We start from the raw sequence: 17,804 nt of genomic DNA on the forward strand, positions 1-17,804 counted from the left end.
CTCTACCGCTTCTCGCCGATCGCCGGACCGTCGGCCATGCCGGCCAGCACCTCGGCGACGTGGCGGACCTCGACATGCGAGCCTTCGCGCTTCAGCTTGCCGGCCATGTTCATCAGGCAGCCGAGATCGCCCGCGAGCAGCGTCTTGGCACCCGTCGTCTCGATGTCGGCCGTCTTGCGCTCGACGATCGCGTTGGAAATGTCGGGATATTTGACGCAGAACGTGCCGCCGAAGCCGCAGCACACATCCGGATCCTGCATCTCGGCGATCGTCAGGCCTTCGACCGAGCCGAGCAGCTTGCGGGGCTGTTTCTGGATCCCGAGCTCCCGGAGGCCCGAACAGCTGTCGTGATAGGTGACCGTGCCGGGGAAGCGCGCATCGACCTCGGCAATGCCGAGCACGTCGGTCAGGAACGAGACGAGTTCATAGGTCTTGGCGGTGAAGGCGCCGACGCGCGAGGCCCAGGACGCGTCGCCCCTGAACAGTTCGCCATAGTGCGACTTCATCATGCCGGCGCAGGAGCCCGAGGGCGCGACGACATAGTCGAAGGGCTCGAAGGCCTTGATCACGCCCTCGGCGATGGCGCGGGCGTCGGCGCGGTCGCCCGAATTGAAGGCCGGCTGGCCGCAGCAGGTCTGCGCCGCGGGGACCGAGACGCGGCAGCCCGCATCCTCGAGCAGTTTGACGGCCGAGAAGCCCACATTGGGCCGAAAGAGATCCACCAGGCAGGTAACGAAGAGTCCGACGGAGGGCTGTGTGGTGTTGGGCATGGTGTGGTGGTGGTCCCCTGCTGCCGTCCCTGCCGGCTATCCCTTGCGTGCCGAATGGCTCGTCCCTTCGTCCGCGTCGCCGCCCGCGTCCTTGGCGTCGTCTTTGACCGTCCGGCGCGGCGCGCGGCGTGGCGCACTGCGCTCCTCGAACTGGATCAGGCGGCGCGTGGCGATCTCCAGCCGCGCCCCGGCCTCGGCATCGGCCTTCAGAGCCGCCTCGACATAATCGATATGCGCGATGCCGGCGTTGCGGGCCATTGCCGCATCCCCCGTCGCGATCGCCGCCAGCAGGGAGCGATGTTGGGCGAGCAGCGCATCGCGCGAGCCGTCCTTGCCATAAAGGCGGCTGCGATTGCGGAAGACGCCTTCGGAAAGCAGGCGGTAGCAGGCGCGCAGCACATGGATCATGACGATGTTGTGCGTCGCCTCGCCGATGGCCTTGTGAAACTCGACATCGAGCGCCGCCTCGCGCTGCAGGTCGGCGGCGCGGTGCGCCTCCTCCATCTGCAGGAGGATCCTGTCGAGGATCGTCCGGTCGGCTTCGGTCGCCCGCGCGGCGGCCATCGCCGCGGCCGTCGCTTCGATCTCGCGCCGGAAGGCCAGATAATCTTCGGCCGCCTTGGGAGAGGCGGCGATCAGCTCGACGATCGGCGCGGCGAAAATGTCGCCCTCGATCGCGGCGACATAGGTGCCGCCGCCATGCCGGCTCTCGATCAGGCCGTTGGCTTCCAGCGCCTTCAGCGCCTCGCGCAGGATCGGGCGCGACACGCCGAGCTGCGCCGACAATTCCCGCTCGCCCGGCAACCGGTCGCCGGGGTGCAGCACGCCCTCGAGCACGAGGTGCTCGATCTGGCGTGCGACATCGTCTGCGGCGGCGCGGGAGGCGACGGGTTGAAACAGCATGAAAGGGAGCCTATCAGCTATTCCCGCCAAGTGGTCAAGAAATTGGTCCAGTTCCAAAACACGGGTCGTCCAGCCGACGGCCGCGCCGGGTGAGTGCCATGTCGCTGAAGACGGTTACCTCGATCGACGACCTCCGCATCCTGCATAAGCGGCGCGTGCCGCGCGCCTTTTTCGATTATTGCGATCGCGGCTCCTATGCGGAGGAGACGCTGGACGCCAACCGCGCGGATCTGAAGGCGCTGAAGCTGCGCCAGCGCGTCATGGTCGACGTGTCCAACCGCTCGACCGAGACGACGATCCTCGGCGAGAAGGCCGCCTATCCCTTCGCGCTCGCGCCCACCGGCCTCACCGGCATGCAGCATGCCGATGGCGAGATCCTCGCGGCGCGCGCGGCCGAGAAGGCGGGCATTCCGTTCTGCCTGTCGACCATGTCGATCTGCTCGATCGAGGATGTCGCCGCCGGCACCACCAAGCCGTTCTGGTTCCAGCTCTACGTCATGAAGGATCGCGGCTTCGCGAAATCGCTGGTCGAGCGCGCCATCGCGGCGAAATGCTCGGCGCTCGTGCTGACGCTCGATCTACAGGTGCAGGGCCAGCGCCATCGCGACATCAAGAACGGCATGACCGTGCCGCCGCGCGTCACGCTCGCCAATCTGATCGATGTCGCCACCAAGCCGGATTGGGCGTTCAAGGTGCTGCGCAGCCCGCGCAAGACCTTCGGCAATCTCGACGGCCATGTGAAGGGCATGAGCGGCGTCAAGTCGCTCGGCCAGTGGATCTCCGGCCAGTTCGATCCGGCGCTCAACTGGGACGACGTCGCCTGGATCCGTTCGATCTGGCCCGGCAAGCTGGTGCTCAAGGGCGTGCTCGATGTCGGCGATGCCCGCAAGGCGGCGGCGACGGGGGCCGAAGCGATCGTCGTCTCCAATCATGGCGGCCGCCAGCTCGACGGCGCGCCCTCGGCGATCTCGACCCTGCCGCGTATCGTCGACGCCGTGGGCGACCGGACGGAGATCATCTTCGACAGCGGCGTGCGTTCGGGCCAGGACGTGCTGCGCGCGCTGGCGCTCGGCGCGAAATCCTGCCTGATCGGCCGCGCCTTCCTCTATGGCCTCGGCGCTGCCGGCGAAGCCGGCGTGTCGAAGGCGATCGAGATCATCGGCAAGGAGTTCGACGTCTCGATGGCTCTCACGGGCCGGCGCAATGTCGGCGAGATCGACGAGACGGTGATCGACCGCGGCTAGAGACGGCGTTCGCGCCGCATTGTGCGGCGCGCGACATCCTGTCCTAATGGCCTCCGTGCGGAGGTCTTGGGAGGGATGCCGTCTTGCGCGAGGGACCGGGCCGGTTTGCTGATCACCCGCTGAGGGCTGCGGCGCTCAACGAGGTGCATGCGCGCCCCTTCCACATGATGGAAGCGCCGCGCATCACGCTGCATCTCGCCTTCATGACCGATGCGCCGCAGGCTGATGCGGCGCGGGCGCGGCTGGCGGCTTTGTGCCTCCGCAACGGCCTGCCGATCCCCGGCGAGCATGCGCGCCATCACGTGGTGCCGCTCTCGGGCGGCTTCCTGCGCTTCGAGGTCCATGCCGAATTCACGACCTATAGCTGGGACGCGCGCGGCGGCGTCGGCGACCTGCCGCCGGAGACGCCGTTCGGCGAGGCCTTCGAGGCGCCCGGCCCGCTGATGGTGGCGGCGCGGCTCGATCTCGTCCGCGACGAGCGCGCCGTCGCGCATCTGGTCGAGAATTTCGATCCCGGTTCCCTCGCTGTCTCGCGCGCCGCCGGCGGTCGCGCGCTGGTGGCGACGGATTTTCGCGAGGATGGCGACGGCTATACCCGCCTTCTCGTCGTCGATCGCGGCCTCGGACCGCAGGAGGCGGGCCCGATCGTGCAGCGCCTGCTCGAAGTCGAGACCTATCGCACCCTCGCCATGCTCGGCCTGCCGGAGGCGCAGCGCCTGCAGCCGGAAATCCGCCATGTCGAGAACGAACTGGTCAAGATCGGCGGCCTCTTCCGGGCGAGCGAGGGTCTGGAGACCAACCGCAACCTGCTCGACGAGCTGACTTTGCTGGCCGGCGAGGTCGAATCCGGCGCCGCGGCGACCGCCTTCCGCTTCGGCGCATCGCGCGCCTATGCCGAGATCGTGGGGCTGCGCCTCAAGGCGATGGATGAGCAGCCGATCGAGGGCTATTCGAGCTTTTCCGATTTCCTCGCCCGCCGCATGGCCCCGGCGATGCGCACCTGCCAGACGCTCGAAAGCCGCCAGCAGGACTTGTCGCGCAAGCTCGCCCGCGCCGCGGCGCTGCTGCGCGCCCGTGTCGATGTCGAACTGTCGCAGCAGAATCGCGCGCTGCTCGATTCCATGAACCGCCGGGCCCGGCTCCAGCTCCGCCTGCAGCAGACGGTGGAAGGGCTCTCCGTGGCGGCGGTGAGCTATTATGTCGTCGGTCTCGTCGGCTATCTCGTGAAGGGCTCGTCCGTCCTCGGCATCGAACTCGATCCCGCCCATGTCACGGCCTATGCCGTGATCCCGGTCGTGCTGCTGGTCTGGCTCATGGTCCGCCGGATCAGGGCGCATCATGGTGGCAAGGGCGAGGACTGACGATCAGCCGTCCCCGATGATCGCCTCCAGGCCCTCGTCCCATTTCGGATGCTCGCCATAGAGCGTGGCGAGGAAATCGATGAAGAGGCGGACTTTGGCGGCGAGGAAGCGGCGGCTCGGATAGACGGCGTGGACCGCGACGCGGCGCGACGCGCGGAAGGCGGGCAGCACATGGACGAGCTGGCCCGTGCGCAGTTCCGGGCCGACATCCCAGGTCGAGCGGAGCGCGATGCCGAGCCCGGCGATCACCGCTTCGCGCACGACCTCGTTCGAATTCGTCTTGAGGCGGCCGTCGACATGCACGGTCACCGGCCCGCCCGGGCCCTCGAGCCGCCACGGGTCCTGGCCGGCGGTGGCCAGCAGATTGTGCCGCGCGAGATCGGCGAGCCGCTCCGGCGTGCCATGCGCCGCCAGATAGGCCGGGCTGGCGCAGAGCAGGCGGTGATTGGGCGCCAGCCGCCTTGCGACGAGGCTCGAATCCGTGAGCTCCGCAATGCGGATCGCCACATCGATCCCTTCCTTGACCAGGTCGACGAAATCATCCGAGAGCACGAGATTGATGGTGAGGCCGGGATTGGCGTCGAGGAAGGGCTGGAGATGCGGCGCGATGTGCAACCGGCCGAACGAGGTCGGCGCCGAGACCTTGAGCGTGCCGCGCGCCGCGGCGGAGCGGCCGCCGACATAGGCTTCCGCCTCCTCGATCGAGGCGAGGATCTGCACGATGCGCTCGTTGAAGCCGCGCCCCGCCTCGGTCAGCGCGATCTGCCGCGTCGTGCGCTGAAGCAAGCGCGTGCCGAGCCGGTCCTCCAGCCGTTTCAACCGCTTGGAAACGACGGCCGGCGACAGGCCGAGCTCGCGCCCCGCCGCCGACAGGCTGCCGGCAGTCACGACGCGCGCGAAGATTTCCATGTCGGTGAAGTCGCTCATTGCGGATCATACTGGCAAGAAACCGCGACCATTTTCAATGGTGGGGAAAGGATGATTGTTTGGCCGCGAGGCTTGGGGGGAGGGTGGGATGGTTCTAAGGTGGCCATCCAGCCTGGAGGAAGACTGGGTATCGCCGCTACGGCGACGGCACGGAACGGAACCTTCTTCACCTCTCCCTGAGGGAGAGGTCGGCCCAGGGGGCCAAGAGAGGGTTTACGGTCTGTCCGGAGAGGTTCTAAACCCTCTCCCGCCCGCCTCCGGCGGTCGACCTCCCCCTCAGGGGGAGGTGAAAGTGAGGCCGGTGTTGTCCGGAGTTGGGAGGGGTGCATGTCCGCGATTCTGATGCCGAAGCCCGACGAGCGCGTGCTGGCGCGCCGTGATGCGATCATCGCGGGACTTGCCGCGCTGCTGCCCGCCGCCTCGCTGATCACCGAGGAGGACGAGCGCCGCGCTTATGAGACCGACGCGCTGACCGCCTATCGCCAGATCCCGCTCGCGGTCGTGCTGCCGGAGACGACGGAACAGGTCTCGGCCGTGCTGAAATTCCTGAGCGCCGAGGGCGTCAAGGTCGTGGCGCGCGGCGCGGGCACCTCGCTCGCCGGTGGCGCGCTGCCGACCGCCGATGCCGTGGTGCTCGGCGTCTCCAAGATGAACCGCATCCTCGAGATCGACACGGACAACCGCATCATCCGCGTCGAGGCGGGCGTCACCAATCTCGGCGTTTCCGGCGCCGTGAACCATCTCGGCTTCTTCTACGCGCCCGATCCCTCGAGCCAGCTCGCCTGCACCATCGCCGGCAATATCGCCATGAACTCCGGCGGCGCGCATTGCCTGAAATATGGCGTGACGACCAACAATGTCCTCGGCGTGAAGATGGTCATGATCGACGGGACGGTCGTCGAGATCGGCGGCGCGGCGCTCGATAGCGCCGGCCTCGACCTGCTCGGCCTCGTCGTCGGCTCGGAGGGCCAGCTCGGCGTCGTCACCGAGGCAACGCTGCGCATCCTGCCGCTTGCCGAAGGCGCGCGGCCCATGCTGATGGGCTTCCAGTCGGCCGAGGCCTGCGGCGCCTGCGTCGCCGCCATCATCGGCTCGGGCATCATCCCGGTCGCGATCGAATACATGGACCGGCCGGCGATCAAGGTCTGCGAGGCCTTCGCCCATGCCGGCTATCCGCTCGATGTCGAGGCGCTGCTGATCATCGAGGTCGAGGGCTCCGAGGCCGAGATCGAGGATCTGATCGGCCGCATCACGACGATCGCGGCGGCGTTCAACCCGTCCACGATGAAGGTCTCGCAATCCGAGGCCGAGAGCGCGGCGATCTGGAAGGGCCGGAAATCCGCCTTCGGCGCCATGGGCCGCATCGCGGATTACATGTGCATGGACGGCACGATCCCGACCGGCTGCCTGCCGCAGGTGCTGACCGGCATTTCCGACATCTGCGCCGGCTATGGGCTGCAGGTGGCCAATATCTTCCATGCCGGCGACGGCAATCTGCATCCGCTCGTGCTCTTCAACGCCAACCAGCCGGGCGAACTCGAAAAGGCCGAGGCGGCGGGCGCCGACATCTTGAAGCTCTGCGTCGAGGTCGGCGGCTGCCTGACCGGCGAGCATGGCGTCGGCGTCGAGAAGCGCGAACTGATGATCCACCAGTTCAACACGATCGACCTCGACCAGCAGATGCGCGTCAAGACGGCGCTCGATCCCAAATGGCTGCTCAATCCGCACAAGGTTTTCCCGCTCGAAGGGCGGCCGGTGTGATGCGCTCCGGAAAGCACGGCACATGACCTCCATCCTTCTCCCCGAGGCCGAAGCCGAGATCGAGGCGATCGTGCATGAGGCTGCCGGCTCGAAGAGCCCGCTCGCCATTCATGGCGGCGGCACGCGCGACATCGGCCGTCCGGTCCAGGCGGCGCGGGTGCTGTCGACGCAGGCGCTGACCGGCATCACGCTCTATGAGCCGTCGGAAATGGTGCTGGCGGCGCGGGCCGGCACGAAGCTCTCCGAGATCGAGGCGGCGCTGAAGGCGAACCGCCAGCGCCTCGCCTTCGAGCCGATCGATTGGCGCCCGCTACTCGGCACGCGCGGCGAGCCGACCATTGGCGGCGTCACGGCCTCGAATGCCGCCGGCCCGCGCCGTATCCAGGCGGGCGCGGCGCGCGATCATCTGATCGGCATCCGCGCCACCACCGGCCGCGGCGAGACGATCAAATCCGGCGGCCGCGTTATGAAGAACGTCACCGGCTATGATCTCGTGAAGCTCTTCGCCGGCTCATGGGGCACGCTCGGCATCCTGACCGAGGTCACCTACAAGCTGCTGCCCGAGGCGGAGACCGAGACGACGCTGGTCCTCGAGGGGCTTTCGGCGGCGCACGCCGTGGAGGCGATGTCCGCCGCGCTCGGCACGCCGTTCGAGATCACCGGCGCGGCCCATCTTCCCGGCAGCCCGTCACAAACCCTGCTGCGCTTCGAGGGCTTCTCGGCCTCCTGCGCCTATCGCCGCGACCGCCTCGCAGCCCATCTGAAGCCGTTCGGCCCGGTGACCGCCGTCGAGGGCGACGCCTCGCAGGCGCTCTGGCGGCCGATCGCCGATGTGACGGCGCTCGGCGCCGCGGCAGACGACGCCGTCTGGCGGATTTCGGTCAAGCCCTCCGACGGCCCGGCGGTCGGGGCGCGCCTCGAAGCCGAGCTCGGCAGCCGCCTTCTCTATGATTGGGGCGGCGGCCAGATCTGGGCGAGCACCCGCGACCAGGGCGACGCGGGCGCGGCGATCATCCGCGCCGCGCTCAGTGGAGGCGGCCACGCCACGCTGGTCCGCGCCGCCCACGCCACCCGCGCCGCCGTCCCGGTCTTCGAACCGGAACCCGCCGCGATCGCTGCGATCGCCGAGAAGATCCGCGCGGAGTTCGACCCGGCGGGCGTGCTCAATCCAGGGAGGATGGGGTGATCGCCGCCTCCCGGCCGAGTTCCATCCCAGCCAACCCCCCTCTCCAGCTCTCCCCCACAAGGGGGGAGAGGGCGGGGCTCGGTTCCGCATCGAGTTTGGCGAGCGTTTCTTTCTTCTCCCTCCCCCCTTGTGGGGGAGGGCCGGGGAGGGGGGACAGCCGCCGAGGCATAGGGAGGCTTGCGATGACGGGAAGCCGCAAATCATCGTCGAACAAGCCGGTCGCTCCGCTTCTGAGGCAGAGATCTCACGAACTCCGTCAGGCCATGTCGGAGCCGGAGCAGATCATCTGGAAGCATCTGCGTGCGCATCGCTTTCATGGCCTCGGCTTTCGCCGTCAGGTCCCGATCGCCGGCTGTGTCGTCGATTTCGTCTGCCATGAACGACGTCTGATCGTCGAAATCGACGGCGCCACGCATGGCGCTGACGAAGCGATCCGTCGAGACGAAGCCCGCACGCGGCGGTTGGAAGCCGAAGGATACCGAGTCGTCCGGTATTGGAACAACGACATCATGACTAATCTTGACGGCGTTCTTCTCGATCTCGTCGGCGTGCTCGCTCAGGAGTGGACCGAGTGATCAGCATGTATCGGGCGAGCCTCACGCCCGCGCACCCCCCTCTCCAACTCTCCCCCACAAGGGGGGAGAGGGTGGGGCTCGGCGCTTCATCGACGTTAGCGAGTGATTCTTTCTTCTCCCTCCCCCCTTGTGGGGGAGGGCCGGGGAGGGGGGACAGCCGCCGAGGCATCGGGAGGCCGGCTGTCGGTATCTCCGGCCCAAGCCTCCCCAGAGGGGGATGGTGGCTGAGACTGAGCCTACGGGGAGAGAAATAGAATGCAAACCTCCTTCACCCTCGCCCAGCTCGCCGATCCCGACACCCGCGAATCCGAGAAGATTCTCAGGACCTGCGTCCATTGCGGCTTCTGCACCGCGACGTGTCCGACCTATCTGCTGCTCGGCGACGAGCTCGATAGTCCGCGCGGGCGCATCTATCTGATCAAGGACATGCTGGAAGGCGGCAAGCCGGCCAATGATGAGGTCGTCAAGCATGTCGACCGCTGTCTGTCCTGCCTTTCCTGCATGACGACCTGCCCCTCGGGCGTCAATTACATGCACCTCGTCGATCATGCCCGCGCGCATATCGAGGAGACCTATAACCGGCCCTTCGCCGACAAGGCGATCCGCGCGACCATCGCCGCGGTCCTGCCCTATCGCAGCCGCTTCCGCCTGGCGCTGGTCGGCGCCGCGATCGCGCGGCCCTTTGCCGGCGTCGTCGCAAAGATCCCCGGCTTCGAGCGGATCGGCGCCATGCTGAAGCTCGCGCCGCGCTTTCCCGCGGGCCGCACTCCGTCGGAAGGGCCGGGCGTGTTCCCGGCGGGGGCGCAGAAGCGCGGCCGCGTCGCGCTGCTCTCGGGCTGCGTCCAGCCGGTGCTCGATCCGGCGATCAACGAGGCAACCATCCGCCTCCTGAACCGCGTCGGCGTCGAGGTGGTGATCGCCAAGGGCGAGAGCTGCTGCGGCTCGCTCGCCCATCACATGGGCAAGTCCGACCAGTCGCATGCGCAGGCGAAACAGACGATCGACGCCTGGATCGCCGAGATGGATGGCGAGGGGCTCGACGCGATCATCATCACCGCGTCCGGCTGCGGAACGACGATCAAGGACTATGGCTTCATGTTCCGCGAGGACAAGGCCTATGCCGAGAAGGCGGCGCGGGTTTCGGCCATCGCCAAGGACATCACGGAATATCTCGAAAGCCTGAAGCTCGAACCGGTCGCGGCGCCCGCGCCGCTCACGGTCGCCTATCATTCGGCCTGCTCGATGCAGCACGGCCAGCAGATCAAGGTGACGCCGAAGACGCTGCTGCAGAAGGCCGGCTTCACGGTGCGCGACGTGCCCGAGGGCCATATCTGCTGCGGCTCGGCCGGCACCTACAACATGCTGCAGCCCAAGCTGTCGCAGCAATTGAAGGCGCGCAAGCTCGGCAACATCGCAAGGATAGCGCCGGACATCGTCGCGACCGGCAATATCGGCTGCATGACGCAGCTTTCGGACGGCGCCGGCGTCCCGGTGGTGCACACGATCGAACTGCTCGACTGGGCCTATGGCGGGCCAAAGCCGGCGGGCGTGGCGTGAGCGGCGTTTGTGGCGACTGGCTTTTGATGCGAAACTGACGATCTGAGCCCATATATCGCGATGCGCGATGGGGAAGATCCGATGCGGGACGTCAAGGTCAGAATATCCGAGGACGGCGCGGTGAGCCTGCCGTCCGAATTCCTGGAAGAGCTGGGCCTTCGAACCGGCGATACCGTGGTTGTCAATGTCGACGACGGCGATATCCGGATTCGCGCCGCCGTCCGGCCGCTTCATCCTGCCCAGATCCTTGCCAAGGAGTTGGAGGAGAAGTACGGGCCGATCCCCACTGTGGATGAATTTATCGCCGCGCGCCGGGAAGAAGCGGCACGGGAGCAGGCGGAGTTCGACGCGTGGCTGCCTACGTCCTCGACGCCTCGGCGCTGATCGCCTTCCTGCAGCGTGAGCCCGGCGCTGAGACGGTCGAGCGGGTCCTCGCCGATTGCTCGTCTCGGCGGTCAATTGGAGCGAAGTCGTCGCCAGCTTCTCGCGCGGCACAACGCGGCCGACGCGGTCCGCTCGACGCTGGCAGCGCTTTCGCCGCCGATCATACCCTTTGATGCCGAACTCGCCCTCGAAGCGGGATTGATGGCTCAGGCCACCCGGTCAGCCGGCCTCTCCCTCGGTGATCGCGCCTGCCTCGCGCTGGCGAAGCGCCTCGGCGTTCCCGCGCTCACCGCCGATCGCGCCTGGGCCTCCATTGCCGAGGCGGCTGGCGTCGAGATCGTCCTGATCCGCTGAGGCCGCCTATCCGGCCATCACGCCCGCGACCAGCGTCTGCGCCAGGTCGCGCGCCGTCGCCTCGATCGCGTCTTCGCGCAGTCCGCAGACATCGCGGAGCACGATGATCGTCTCGATCCCGGTGAGGAGCGCGAGGCCGGTCACGAGCCGCTCCTGCCGGGCGGAATCGAGATCGCCCAGCCGCGGCGCCAGCGCTTCGCGGATCCAGCCGAGGCGGCGCCCGCCGCGCGGCGCCGCCGGACGCGCGCCCCCGCCGACCGAGACGCTGAGGAAGGTGCGGAACAGCGCCTCGTTGGCGATCACCATGCGCAGGATCGCCGCCACGACGAAGGCGGCCCGCCCGGCCAGATCGGCATCCGGCGGCGCGCCGCGGAAATGCACGTCGGCGAACTCCTTGGCGATCGCATCCAGCACCGCCTCCTGCGCCATCGTCTCGGGCGCCGAGAAATAGCGATAGGCCGTCGCGCGCGAGATCTTGGCCCGATCGGCCGCCTCCGCCACCGTCGGATGCTTCCCCTCCGCCAGCCATTCCCGCGCGGCCTGCAACAGCGCGGCCCGGGTCCGCTGCTTCTGCGCCACGCGCTCGAAACCCTCTTGACTGCTCACAACGCACCCTTATAAGACAAAAATCTCATTACGAGAAAAATGTATCACAAACCTCATGGATGGACAATCATGAACGCTCACATTGCCACTGCGGCCCCGGCTTCGAAGGCCGGTTCCACGATCCATCTGCTCGGCACGCTCGTCACCTTCCGCGCGACGGCCGCTGACACGGAAGGCAGTTTCTCGCTGGTCGAGGCGAAGACGGCGCCCGGGCAGGGCACGCCGCCGCATATCCAGCGCGACGACGCCGAAGCCTTCTTCGTGCTCGAGGGTGAGTTCGAATTCATGGTGGCGGGCAAGGTTACGCGCGGCGGGCCGGGCACGTTCCACTATATTCCGCGCGGCGTCCCGCACGGCTTCTCCAACCCGGGCGACACGCAGGCGCGCATGCTGATCATCAACCTGCCGGGCGGTCTGCATGAGAATTTCTTCGTCGAGGCCGGCGATCCCGTCGCCGACGCCGCGAACTTCCCGCCGATGAGCCCGCCGGATATTCCGCGCCTCGTCGCCGCGGCCGGCCGATACGGCATCGAGATGCTGCCGCCGGCGTGAGGCCGGCTGCCATTTCGGATCGCTTACTGCGTCGCGCGGCAATGCGTCTCGGAGCTCTTTTCGAGCGTGTTGCCGGCGAAGTCGAAGCGGGCCTTGACGTCGACCACCGGCGTCAGGCCGTCCTTCTCGATCTGGGCAAGATCGGGACAGTTCGCCGCCGTCGCCTCGGCGCCGCTCGGCGTCCAGAAACTGGCGCCGGCGGCGTCGATCGCGATCGTGTCGCTGTCATAGCCGCCGGAATAGACGAGCTTGCGGGTCTTCAAGTCGTAGATCTCCAGCTCGCGATCCGGTCCGGTGCCGGAATCGATCAGCAGCGTCGAACCGACGAGCTTCAGCAGGTATAACGCGTCGTCCGCGCCGCCGATGACATAGTCGCCCTTCGCGGCCTTGGTGCTGCAGGCGGCCTTTGGATGGGCCGCCTTGTCGCGGACGATATAGCTGTTGCCGGCATCGTCCTTGTGCGGCACCTCGACGACCAGATAGTCCGCGTCGCTGGTGCAGTTCGGCGCCGCCGCCGCGAATTGCGGCACGGAGGCGAGGGCACCGCAGAAGGCGAGGGCAGCGAGGGTGTTGCGCGCTAGCCTCCGCATCAGGATCGCGCTCTCCGCACCGCCTCGACCGTCATCGCGCAAACCGCGCTCGTCGTCGTCTTGGCCGGGCGGCGCATATAGGTGATGAGCTCGTCGCCGATCGGGTCGATCCAGCGCTTGTCGATCGATGCGAAGCCCTTGGCGATGGCGACCGCGGCGAGGATCTGCGCCGCGTTGCAGTCGACATCGTGGCCGCAGCCGCCGATGATGGCGAGCGTCTCGTCGAAATCGCCTTGGCCGAACCAGAGCGCGATCACCTGCGCTGCCGCGTTCGGATAGGCGTGAATCCAGTTATATTCGACATATTCGGCGTCGCAGAGCGCCCAGGCGTTCTTCCAGTCGGCCGATTTCCGCGCCGCATCGAGCGCGAAGCGCACGACCGCGCCATATTCCGTATCGGCCGGCATGAGGTCGACCGTCTCGGCCGTGAGCCTCCGCATGTCGGTCTCGACGAAGGCGCGCGCGACGAGCACGGCGTTGAAGACCTCGCCGAGAATGCCATTGCCGGTATGCGAAACCTCCGCATCGAGCCAGGCGAGGCGCGCCGCCTCGCGGGCGCGGCCGGGTGCCACCATGCCGACGATCGCGCCGCGCATCTGTGCGCCGATCCATTCATCGAACGGATTGCCGTCCAGCGCACTTTCCGGCGGATAGACGCCGCGGCGGAGGTTCTCGAGCGCCACGGCCTCCGCTGACCAGGCGACGGGGATCAGGCTGACCCAATAGTCGCCGACATCGGCGCTGGTGACCGCGTAGCCCTTGAGCGCGAAGGCGTAGAGGAAGGCGAGCTCGAAGGTGATATCGTCATTATAGGTGTTCGGCGGCCGCATATAGCGATCGATCCTGCCGAAGGCCTTTTCGAGCTTCTCGGTCGTGTAGCCTTCGAGCGCCGTGCCGACGGCCGCGCCGATGATCTGGCCCCACCAGCCGGCGGCGATGCGGTCCTCGAAATCCTTGCCCCCGACGTCATAGGCGACATCCGGCGGGAAGCTCACGGCCGCTTCATAGTCGGCGAAGGAGGAAAAGCGCTTCGTCTTCTGGGAGGGATGGTCCGGGTCGGGCTTCGCCTGGCGCAGCACGGCCTTGAGGCGGGCATGGGCGACATGCAGCGCCTCCATGTCACCCTCGTCGACGGCGGCGAGGCCCTTTTCGAGCCACAGCGCATTCTCCGCCGGAACGACCCAGCCCTTGTTTTCGAGCGACTGCACGGCCGCGACGGCAAGGCTCTCCGGCGCGCCCGAGCCCGGCACATTCGATTGCCAGAACATGCGCACCCAGAAATCCTGGCCGGCGATCGCCTCGGAGGCGTCCCAGGTCTGCTCTTCCTCGCTGCGGAGCACGGGCTCGGCGTTGCGCAGCAGGTCGCGGGCAAATTCCCAGGCTTTCATCGATCGGTTCCGTCTGAATGAAGGGGCGGCGGCACAGTAGGGGATTTCATCATCGTGTCGAGAGGCGCCGCCGCTAGCGGCCCCGCTCGGCGGTGGCGAGTTCGGCGGCGGTGTTCCCGCTGATCGTGGCGCGGAGATACGCCTCGGTTTCCGGCAAAGCGAGGTGGAAATTGCTCAGCGGCTCGATCTGCAGCCTGAGGCCCTCGGCGTCGACATCGAGGACGTGGCCGCCATGGCGGCGGTCTGCCGAGATGAAGTGGAAATGGTAGCCCGCGACGCTGAACGGCCCCGAAAATTCCGGCGACCAGATGCCGACCAGCGTCCCCTCCACATCCGTGAAGGTGAATTCGTGCTGGCTCTTGGCGGCTTCGGCGAGGCGGGTCCCCGGCGCCTGCGGGCCGATCGAACGCGCCTTCACGCGGGCGAAGCGGCCGTCGAGCCGCAGCGCGTAGAAGATATTGCCGGAGCCGCGCAGCGGATCGCAGGCGGCTTCGAGCTCGGAGAAGCTGCGGACCGGGCCGAGCGTCGTCTCCTGTTCCGGGCTGAAGCGCGTGACGATCGCAAACGGCGTGCCGGCATCGGGCGCCACCCGCGTGACGTCACCATTGACGTCGGCATGATAGGCGTGGCCCTCGATGAGGATCATCTCGCCGTCGAGCCCTGTAAAGGTGCCGAGACCGAAATCGCCATGGTCCAGCAGCGTCCCGACGCTGACCTCGCGCTCCGAGACGCCGGCGACCAGCGCGCCGGAGGTGGAGACCTGGAAGACGGTGTGGAGCGACGTCTCGAAATATTGCGAGAGCGCATCGCGGATGATCGCCTCGGCGCTGCGGCCGGTCCGCGCGCGCTCGGCGTCGATCAGATGGCGCAGCGACGCCGGTATCGTATAGCCACCGTGATGCATCGCGCCCTGCCTGACATAAGTGCCGATCCGGCGCCGAGTTTGCGTCGGATCGGTTGGCGAGGGCAACACGCGAAGGCGGCTCGTCCTCAGCCTTCTTCGGCAAGGCGCTTGAGCTTGGCGACCTGCGTCTTGCGGTCCTCCTCGAAGGCGAGGGTGCCGACGAGCTGACCCTTGGCGTTCATGAGATAGACGCTCGCCGTGTGGTCCATCGTGTAGTCGCCGCCTTCGGTCGGGACCTTGCGGTAATAGACGCGATAGTCCTTGGCGATGGCGGCGATCTCCGCCGTTGTGCCGGAGAGGCCGACGATGCGCGGGTCGAAGGCGGAGAGATAGTCGTGCATGCTCTCCGGCGTGTCGCGATCGGGATCGACCGAGACGAACAGCACCTTGAACCGGTCGGCCAGCGGCCCGAGCTCGTCCATATCGAGCGTCAGATCGGACAAAGTCGTCGGGCAGACATTGGGGCAGCGCGTGAAGCCGAAGAAGATGGCGTAGGGCTTGCCGCCGATATCGGGCGTCGTGAAGCGCCCGCCGCCCGCCTTGGCGAGATCGATCGGGCCGCCGATGCCGGCGATGCCGCCGGTCTCGGGCCGGGTGAGGAAATAGGCGAGCGACGCCGACAGGCCGAGGGCGATCAGAACCGCCCCCGTCCAGGCCGCCACCTTGAAGCGGCGCGCCATGCCTAGTTGCCGTCCATCTTGTTCATGTCGTGCTCGCCACCGCCGTCCGGCGCCGCCGCGCCGATCGCTTCGACGGCGAACTCGACCTTGACGGTTCCGGCCTTCTCGAAGGTGAGCGTGCCGGGGATCTTGTCACCCTTCTTGAGCGGCCCCTTCAACTGCATGAACATGATGTGATAGCCGCCGGGCGCGAGCTTCACCGTTTCCTTGGCGGGGATCGGCACCCCGTCGGGAAGCGGGGCCATCTTCATGACGCCGTCCTCGACCTTCATCTCGTGGATTTCGACGCGGCCGGCGATGTCGGCTGTGGCAGAGACGAGGCGGTCGGCGGTGTCGCCGTCATTGGTGATTTCGACATAGCCGCCGCCGACGGCCGCGCCGGGCGGCGTCGCGCGCGTCCAGGGATGCTCGATCTCGAGTGAGCCGATCTTGAACTCGTGCGCGAAGACGGATTGGGCCGGCACGAAGACGAGCGCAGCCGCGAAGACGGCAATGCCGACGCGCTCCTCGATCGAGCGGAAACGGCGGAAGGCGGACGCGGCAAGGCGCGTGACGAAGAGGGACTTGGACATGATCATCTCCCATGGATCCATTGATCCGCGGCGCAGGCGCGCGCGGTCGTTCGTTCGCACGCCCAACGGCGCGCGCATGCTGGATCAGGGGCTGGGCGGCGCGCGGGAGCGGAGCGGGGAAAGCTCGAAGCGGCCGGGCAGATGCTCCGCGGCGATCGCCGGAGCGATGTCCGCAAAGATGTGAGGCGCTGCCGCGGTCGCCGCCTGCGGTGCCGGCAGGCCGCCGATCATCGGGCAGCCGAGCGTGCAGCAATCGACGAGGTGGCTCCGGTCCTGCGTCGTCGGACGCGGATCGAATGCGGAAGGGCTGCTGCCGAAGCAGATCACGCCGGCAGCAGGGTCGAGCGTATCGGCGCGGGCGCCGAGCGACATGCCGCTGAAGAAGGCCTGCACGAGAAGAAACAGCGCTATCGTCAGCGCCGTCTCGACGGTCCAGCCTCGCTTTGTCCGGTGCAGCACGGTCCTCTCCTCGCGATCGAGGCATAGCAGTTTCCGTCGCCGCCGAAAACGGACGCAGGCGCGGCATATGAACCGCAGCGCCAACGACGCGCCGCGTCTGCGCAGGTGCCGCCCGCCGCCGGGGCCGCTAGGGTGACGTCCTGCCAGCCGGGAGGTGCCGATGCCGAGCCACGTCGCATTGCTCTATTCGATCGTGATTTCGCCGACGCGGCGCGTCGTGATGTCGGAGCTGAAGGCGATGGCCGAGGCCGAGGGGTTCGGCGCCGTCGCGACGCTGGTCGCGACGGGCAATCTCGTCTTCGAGGCGGGTGACCGCACCGTTCCGCAGATCGAGACGGCGCTCGAAGCCGCCTTCGCCCGGACCTATGGCAAGGGCGTCGACATCGTCGTGCGCGAGGCCGATGCCTGGCACGCGCTGGTCGCGGGCAATCCCTTTCCGGCGGAATCGGAAGCGGACGGCAGCCGCGTGGTGGTGCGCGTCATGCGCAAGAGCGTCGAAGCGGGGACGGAGGCGCGTCTCCAAGGCATTCTGAGCGAAGGCGAGCGCGTCGCCGTGATCGGCGGCGATGTCTGGGCGGCATTCCCGGCCCGACCGAGCGCCTCGCGCCTGCTCTCCGCCCTCTCCTCGAAGAAGCTCGGCATCGGCACGGCGCGCAACTGGAACACGGTCCGCCGGCTCGGCGAGATGCTCGGGCCGACCATTGGTTAGCTGCCGCAAAACTGGATTGCCGGGTCAAGCACGGCCATGACACGAGGGGGGGGGCGCGGGAAGGCCAGAACGCCCGAATGCGGATGAGGCCTAGTCCCGCAGCCAGGCCTCGAAATAGTGCTGGATCGCGGCGCCGGCGCCGAAATGGTCGCTGGTGTCGAGCCGGGCTGCCGCCGAGCGGACCACGTCCCCGAGCTTGCTCTGCGGCACGATTCCCGATTGGGCCAGCATGCTGAACAGCTCCTCCAGCAGCACGAGGCTGGCGAGCGCCCCGTCTTCGGCCTTGAACCCAGCCATGTCCTTGAAATCAGCCATGTCGCGC

The 17,804-nt window shown here is 67.6% G+C and carries 21 protein-coding genes; 10 read left to right on the forward strand and 11 right to left on the reverse strand.

Going from position 1 to position 17,804, the window contains the following annotated elements:
- Nucleotides 1-2 precede the first annotated feature (2 nt).
- Both GGR25_RS07280 and GGR25_RS24915 read right to left on the reverse strand, forming a co-directional pair.
- Complete coding sequence (locus GGR25_RS07280) at nt 3-770, reverse strand: (Fe-S)-binding protein (protein WP_183398089.1); 768 nt, start codon at nt 768-770, stop codon at nt 3-5.
- 36 nt (nt 771-806) lie between these two features.
- Nucleotides 807-1,673 carry a FadR/GntR family transcriptional regulator gene (locus tag GGR25_RS24915; protein ID WP_183398090.1) on the reverse strand — a complete coding sequence of 289 codons (867 nt, stop codon included), beginning with the start codon at nt 1,671-1,673 and terminating at the stop codon, nt 807-809.
- Nucleotides 1,674-1,777: 104 nt separating this feature from the next.
- On the opposite strand from GGR25_RS24915, the gene GGR25_RS07290 reads away from it, so the two are divergent.
- Entirely contained in the window at nt 1,778-2,917 is a 1,140-nt protein-coding gene (locus GGR25_RS07290) for an alpha-hydroxy acid oxidase (protein ID WP_183398628.1), read from the forward strand.
- 83 nt (nt 2,918-3,000) lie between these two features.
- Entirely contained in the window at nt 3,001-4,278 is a 1,278-nt protein-coding gene (locus GGR25_RS07295) for a DUF3422 family protein (RefSeq protein ID WP_183398091.1), read from the forward strand.
- Nucleotides 4,279-4,281: 3 nt separating this feature from the next.
- Here the strand turns inward: GGR25_RS07295 and GGR25_RS07300 are convergent, their stop codons facing one another.
- Nucleotides 4,282-5,205: a LysR family transcriptional regulator gene (locus GGR25_RS07300; RefSeq protein WP_183398092.1), complete on the reverse strand. Its 924-nt coding sequence runs from the start codon at nt 5,203-5,205 to the stop codon at nt 4,282-4,284.
- 327 nt (nt 5,206-5,532) lie between these two features.
- Here GGR25_RS07300 and GGR25_RS07305 point away from each other — a divergent pair, with 327 nt between their 5' ends.
- The 6 genes from GGR25_RS07305 to GGR25_RS07330 all read left to right on the forward strand — a co-directional run bounded on the left by GGR25_RS07305 (nt 5,533) and on the right by GGR25_RS07330 (nt 11,022).
- Nucleotides 5,533-6,966: an FAD-linked oxidase C-terminal domain-containing protein gene (locus tag GGR25_RS07305; protein WP_183398093.1), complete on the forward strand. Its 1,434-nt coding sequence runs from the start codon at nt 5,533-5,535 to the stop codon at nt 6,964-6,966.
- A gap of 22 nt (nt 6,967-6,988) precedes the next feature.
- Nucleotides 6,989-8,152: an FAD-binding protein gene (locus tag GGR25_RS07310; protein ID WP_183398094.1), complete on the forward strand. Its 1,164-nt coding sequence runs from the start codon at nt 6,989-6,991 to the stop codon at nt 8,150-8,152.
- A 182-nt stretch (nt 8,153-8,334) separates the two neighbouring features.
- Nucleotides 8,335-8,727: an endonuclease domain-containing protein gene (locus GGR25_RS07315; protein WP_183398095.1), complete on the forward strand. Its 393-nt coding sequence runs from the start codon at nt 8,335-8,337 to the stop codon at nt 8,725-8,727.
- Nucleotides 8,728-8,982: 255 nt separating this feature from the next.
- Nucleotides 8,983-10,284, forward strand: coding sequence for a glycolate oxidase subunit GlcF (gene glcF / locus GGR25_RS07320; RefSeq protein ID WP_183398096.1), 1,302 nt, complete (start codon nt 8,983-8,985; stop codon nt 10,282-10,284).
- 81 nt (nt 10,285-10,365) lie between these two features.
- Nucleotides 10,366-10,668 carry an AbrB/MazE/SpoVT family DNA-binding domain-containing protein gene (locus tag GGR25_RS07325; RefSeq protein WP_183398097.1) on the forward strand — a complete coding sequence of 101 codons (303 nt, stop codon included), beginning with the start codon at nt 10,366-10,368 and terminating at the stop codon, nt 10,666-10,668.
- A gap of 75 nt (nt 10,669-10,743) precedes the next feature.
- Complete coding sequence (locus tag GGR25_RS07330) at nt 10,744-11,022, forward strand: PIN domain-containing protein (protein WP_246409341.1); 279 nt, start codon at nt 10,744-10,746, stop codon at nt 11,020-11,022.
- 6 nt (nt 11,023-11,028) lie between these two features.
- On the opposite strand, the gene GGR25_RS07335 is transcribed toward GGR25_RS07330, so the two are convergent.
- Nucleotides 11,029-11,628 carry a TetR/AcrR family transcriptional regulator gene (locus GGR25_RS07335; RefSeq protein ID WP_183398099.1) on the reverse strand — a complete coding sequence of 200 codons (600 nt, stop codon included), beginning with the start codon at nt 11,626-11,628 and terminating at the stop codon, nt 11,029-11,031.
- A 69-nt stretch (nt 11,629-11,697) separates the two neighbouring features.
- On the opposite strand from GGR25_RS07335, the gene GGR25_RS07340 reads away from it, so the two are divergent.
- The gene (locus tag GGR25_RS07340) at nt 11,698-12,180 is read left to right on the forward strand and encodes a cupin domain-containing protein (RefSeq protein WP_183398100.1); all 483 of its coding nucleotides are present in this window, start codon (nt 11,698-11,700) and stop codon (nt 12,178-12,180) included.
- A gap of 23 nt (nt 12,181-12,203) precedes the next feature.
- Here the strand turns inward: GGR25_RS07340 and GGR25_RS07345 are convergent, their stop codons facing one another.
- The 6 genes from GGR25_RS07345 to GGR25_RS07370 all read right to left on the reverse strand — a co-directional run bounded on the left by GGR25_RS07345 (nt 12,204) and on the right by GGR25_RS07370 (nt 16,773).
- A complete protein-coding gene (locus GGR25_RS07345) occupies nt 12,204-12,770 on the reverse strand; it encodes a hypothetical protein (RefSeq protein ID WP_183398101.1) in 567 nt (188 codons plus the stop codon).
- Nucleotides 12,770-14,158, reverse strand: a complete 1,389-nt coding sequence (locus GGR25_RS07350; protein WP_183398102.1) for an ADP-ribosylglycohydrolase family protein — start codon at nt 14,156-14,158, stop codon at nt 12,770-12,772. The genes GGR25_RS07345 and GGR25_RS07350 overlap by 1 nt, the downstream gene beginning before the upstream one ends.
- Before the next feature lie 73 nt (nt 14,159-14,231).
- The gene (gene budA / locus GGR25_RS07355; protein WP_183398103.1) at nt 14,232-15,062 is read right to left on the reverse strand and encodes an acetolactate decarboxylase; all 831 of its coding nucleotides are present in this window, start codon (nt 15,060-15,062) and stop codon (nt 14,232-14,234) included.
- A gap of 86 nt (nt 15,063-15,148) precedes the next feature.
- Nucleotides 15,149-15,742: an SCO family protein gene (locus GGR25_RS07360; protein WP_183398104.1), complete on the reverse strand. Its 594-nt coding sequence runs from the start codon at nt 15,740-15,742 to the stop codon at nt 15,149-15,151.
- A 2-nt stretch (nt 15,743-15,744) separates the two neighbouring features.
- Entirely contained in the window at nt 15,745-16,314 is a 570-nt protein-coding gene (locus GGR25_RS07365) for a copper chaperone PCu(A)C (protein ID WP_183398105.1), read from the reverse strand.
- A gap of 84 nt (nt 16,315-16,398) precedes the next feature.
- A complete protein-coding gene (locus GGR25_RS07370) occupies nt 16,399-16,773 on the reverse strand; it encodes a hypothetical protein (RefSeq protein WP_183398106.1) in 375 nt (124 codons plus the stop codon).
- 160 nt (nt 16,774-16,933) lie between these two features.
- Between GGR25_RS07370 and GGR25_RS07375 the strand changes: the two genes are divergently transcribed.
- A complete protein-coding gene (locus tag GGR25_RS07375) occupies nt 16,934-17,482 on the forward strand; it encodes a DUF1697 domain-containing protein (protein WP_183398107.1) in 549 nt (182 codons plus the stop codon).
- Between the two features lie 90 nt (nt 17,483-17,572).
- Here the strand turns inward: GGR25_RS07375 and GGR25_RS07380 are convergent, their stop codons facing one another.
- Complete coding sequence (locus GGR25_RS07380; RefSeq protein WP_246409343.1) at nt 17,573-17,797, reverse strand: hypothetical protein; 225 nt, start codon at nt 17,795-17,797, stop codon at nt 17,573-17,575.
- Nucleotides 17,798-17,804: the final 7 nt, after the last annotated feature.

Origin of the sequence: Kaistia hirudinis (assembly GCF_014196455.1) — a bacterium.
Taxonomy (GTDB): Bacteria; Pseudomonadota; Alphaproteobacteria; order Rhizobiales; family Kaistiaceae; genus Kaistia; species Kaistia hirudinis.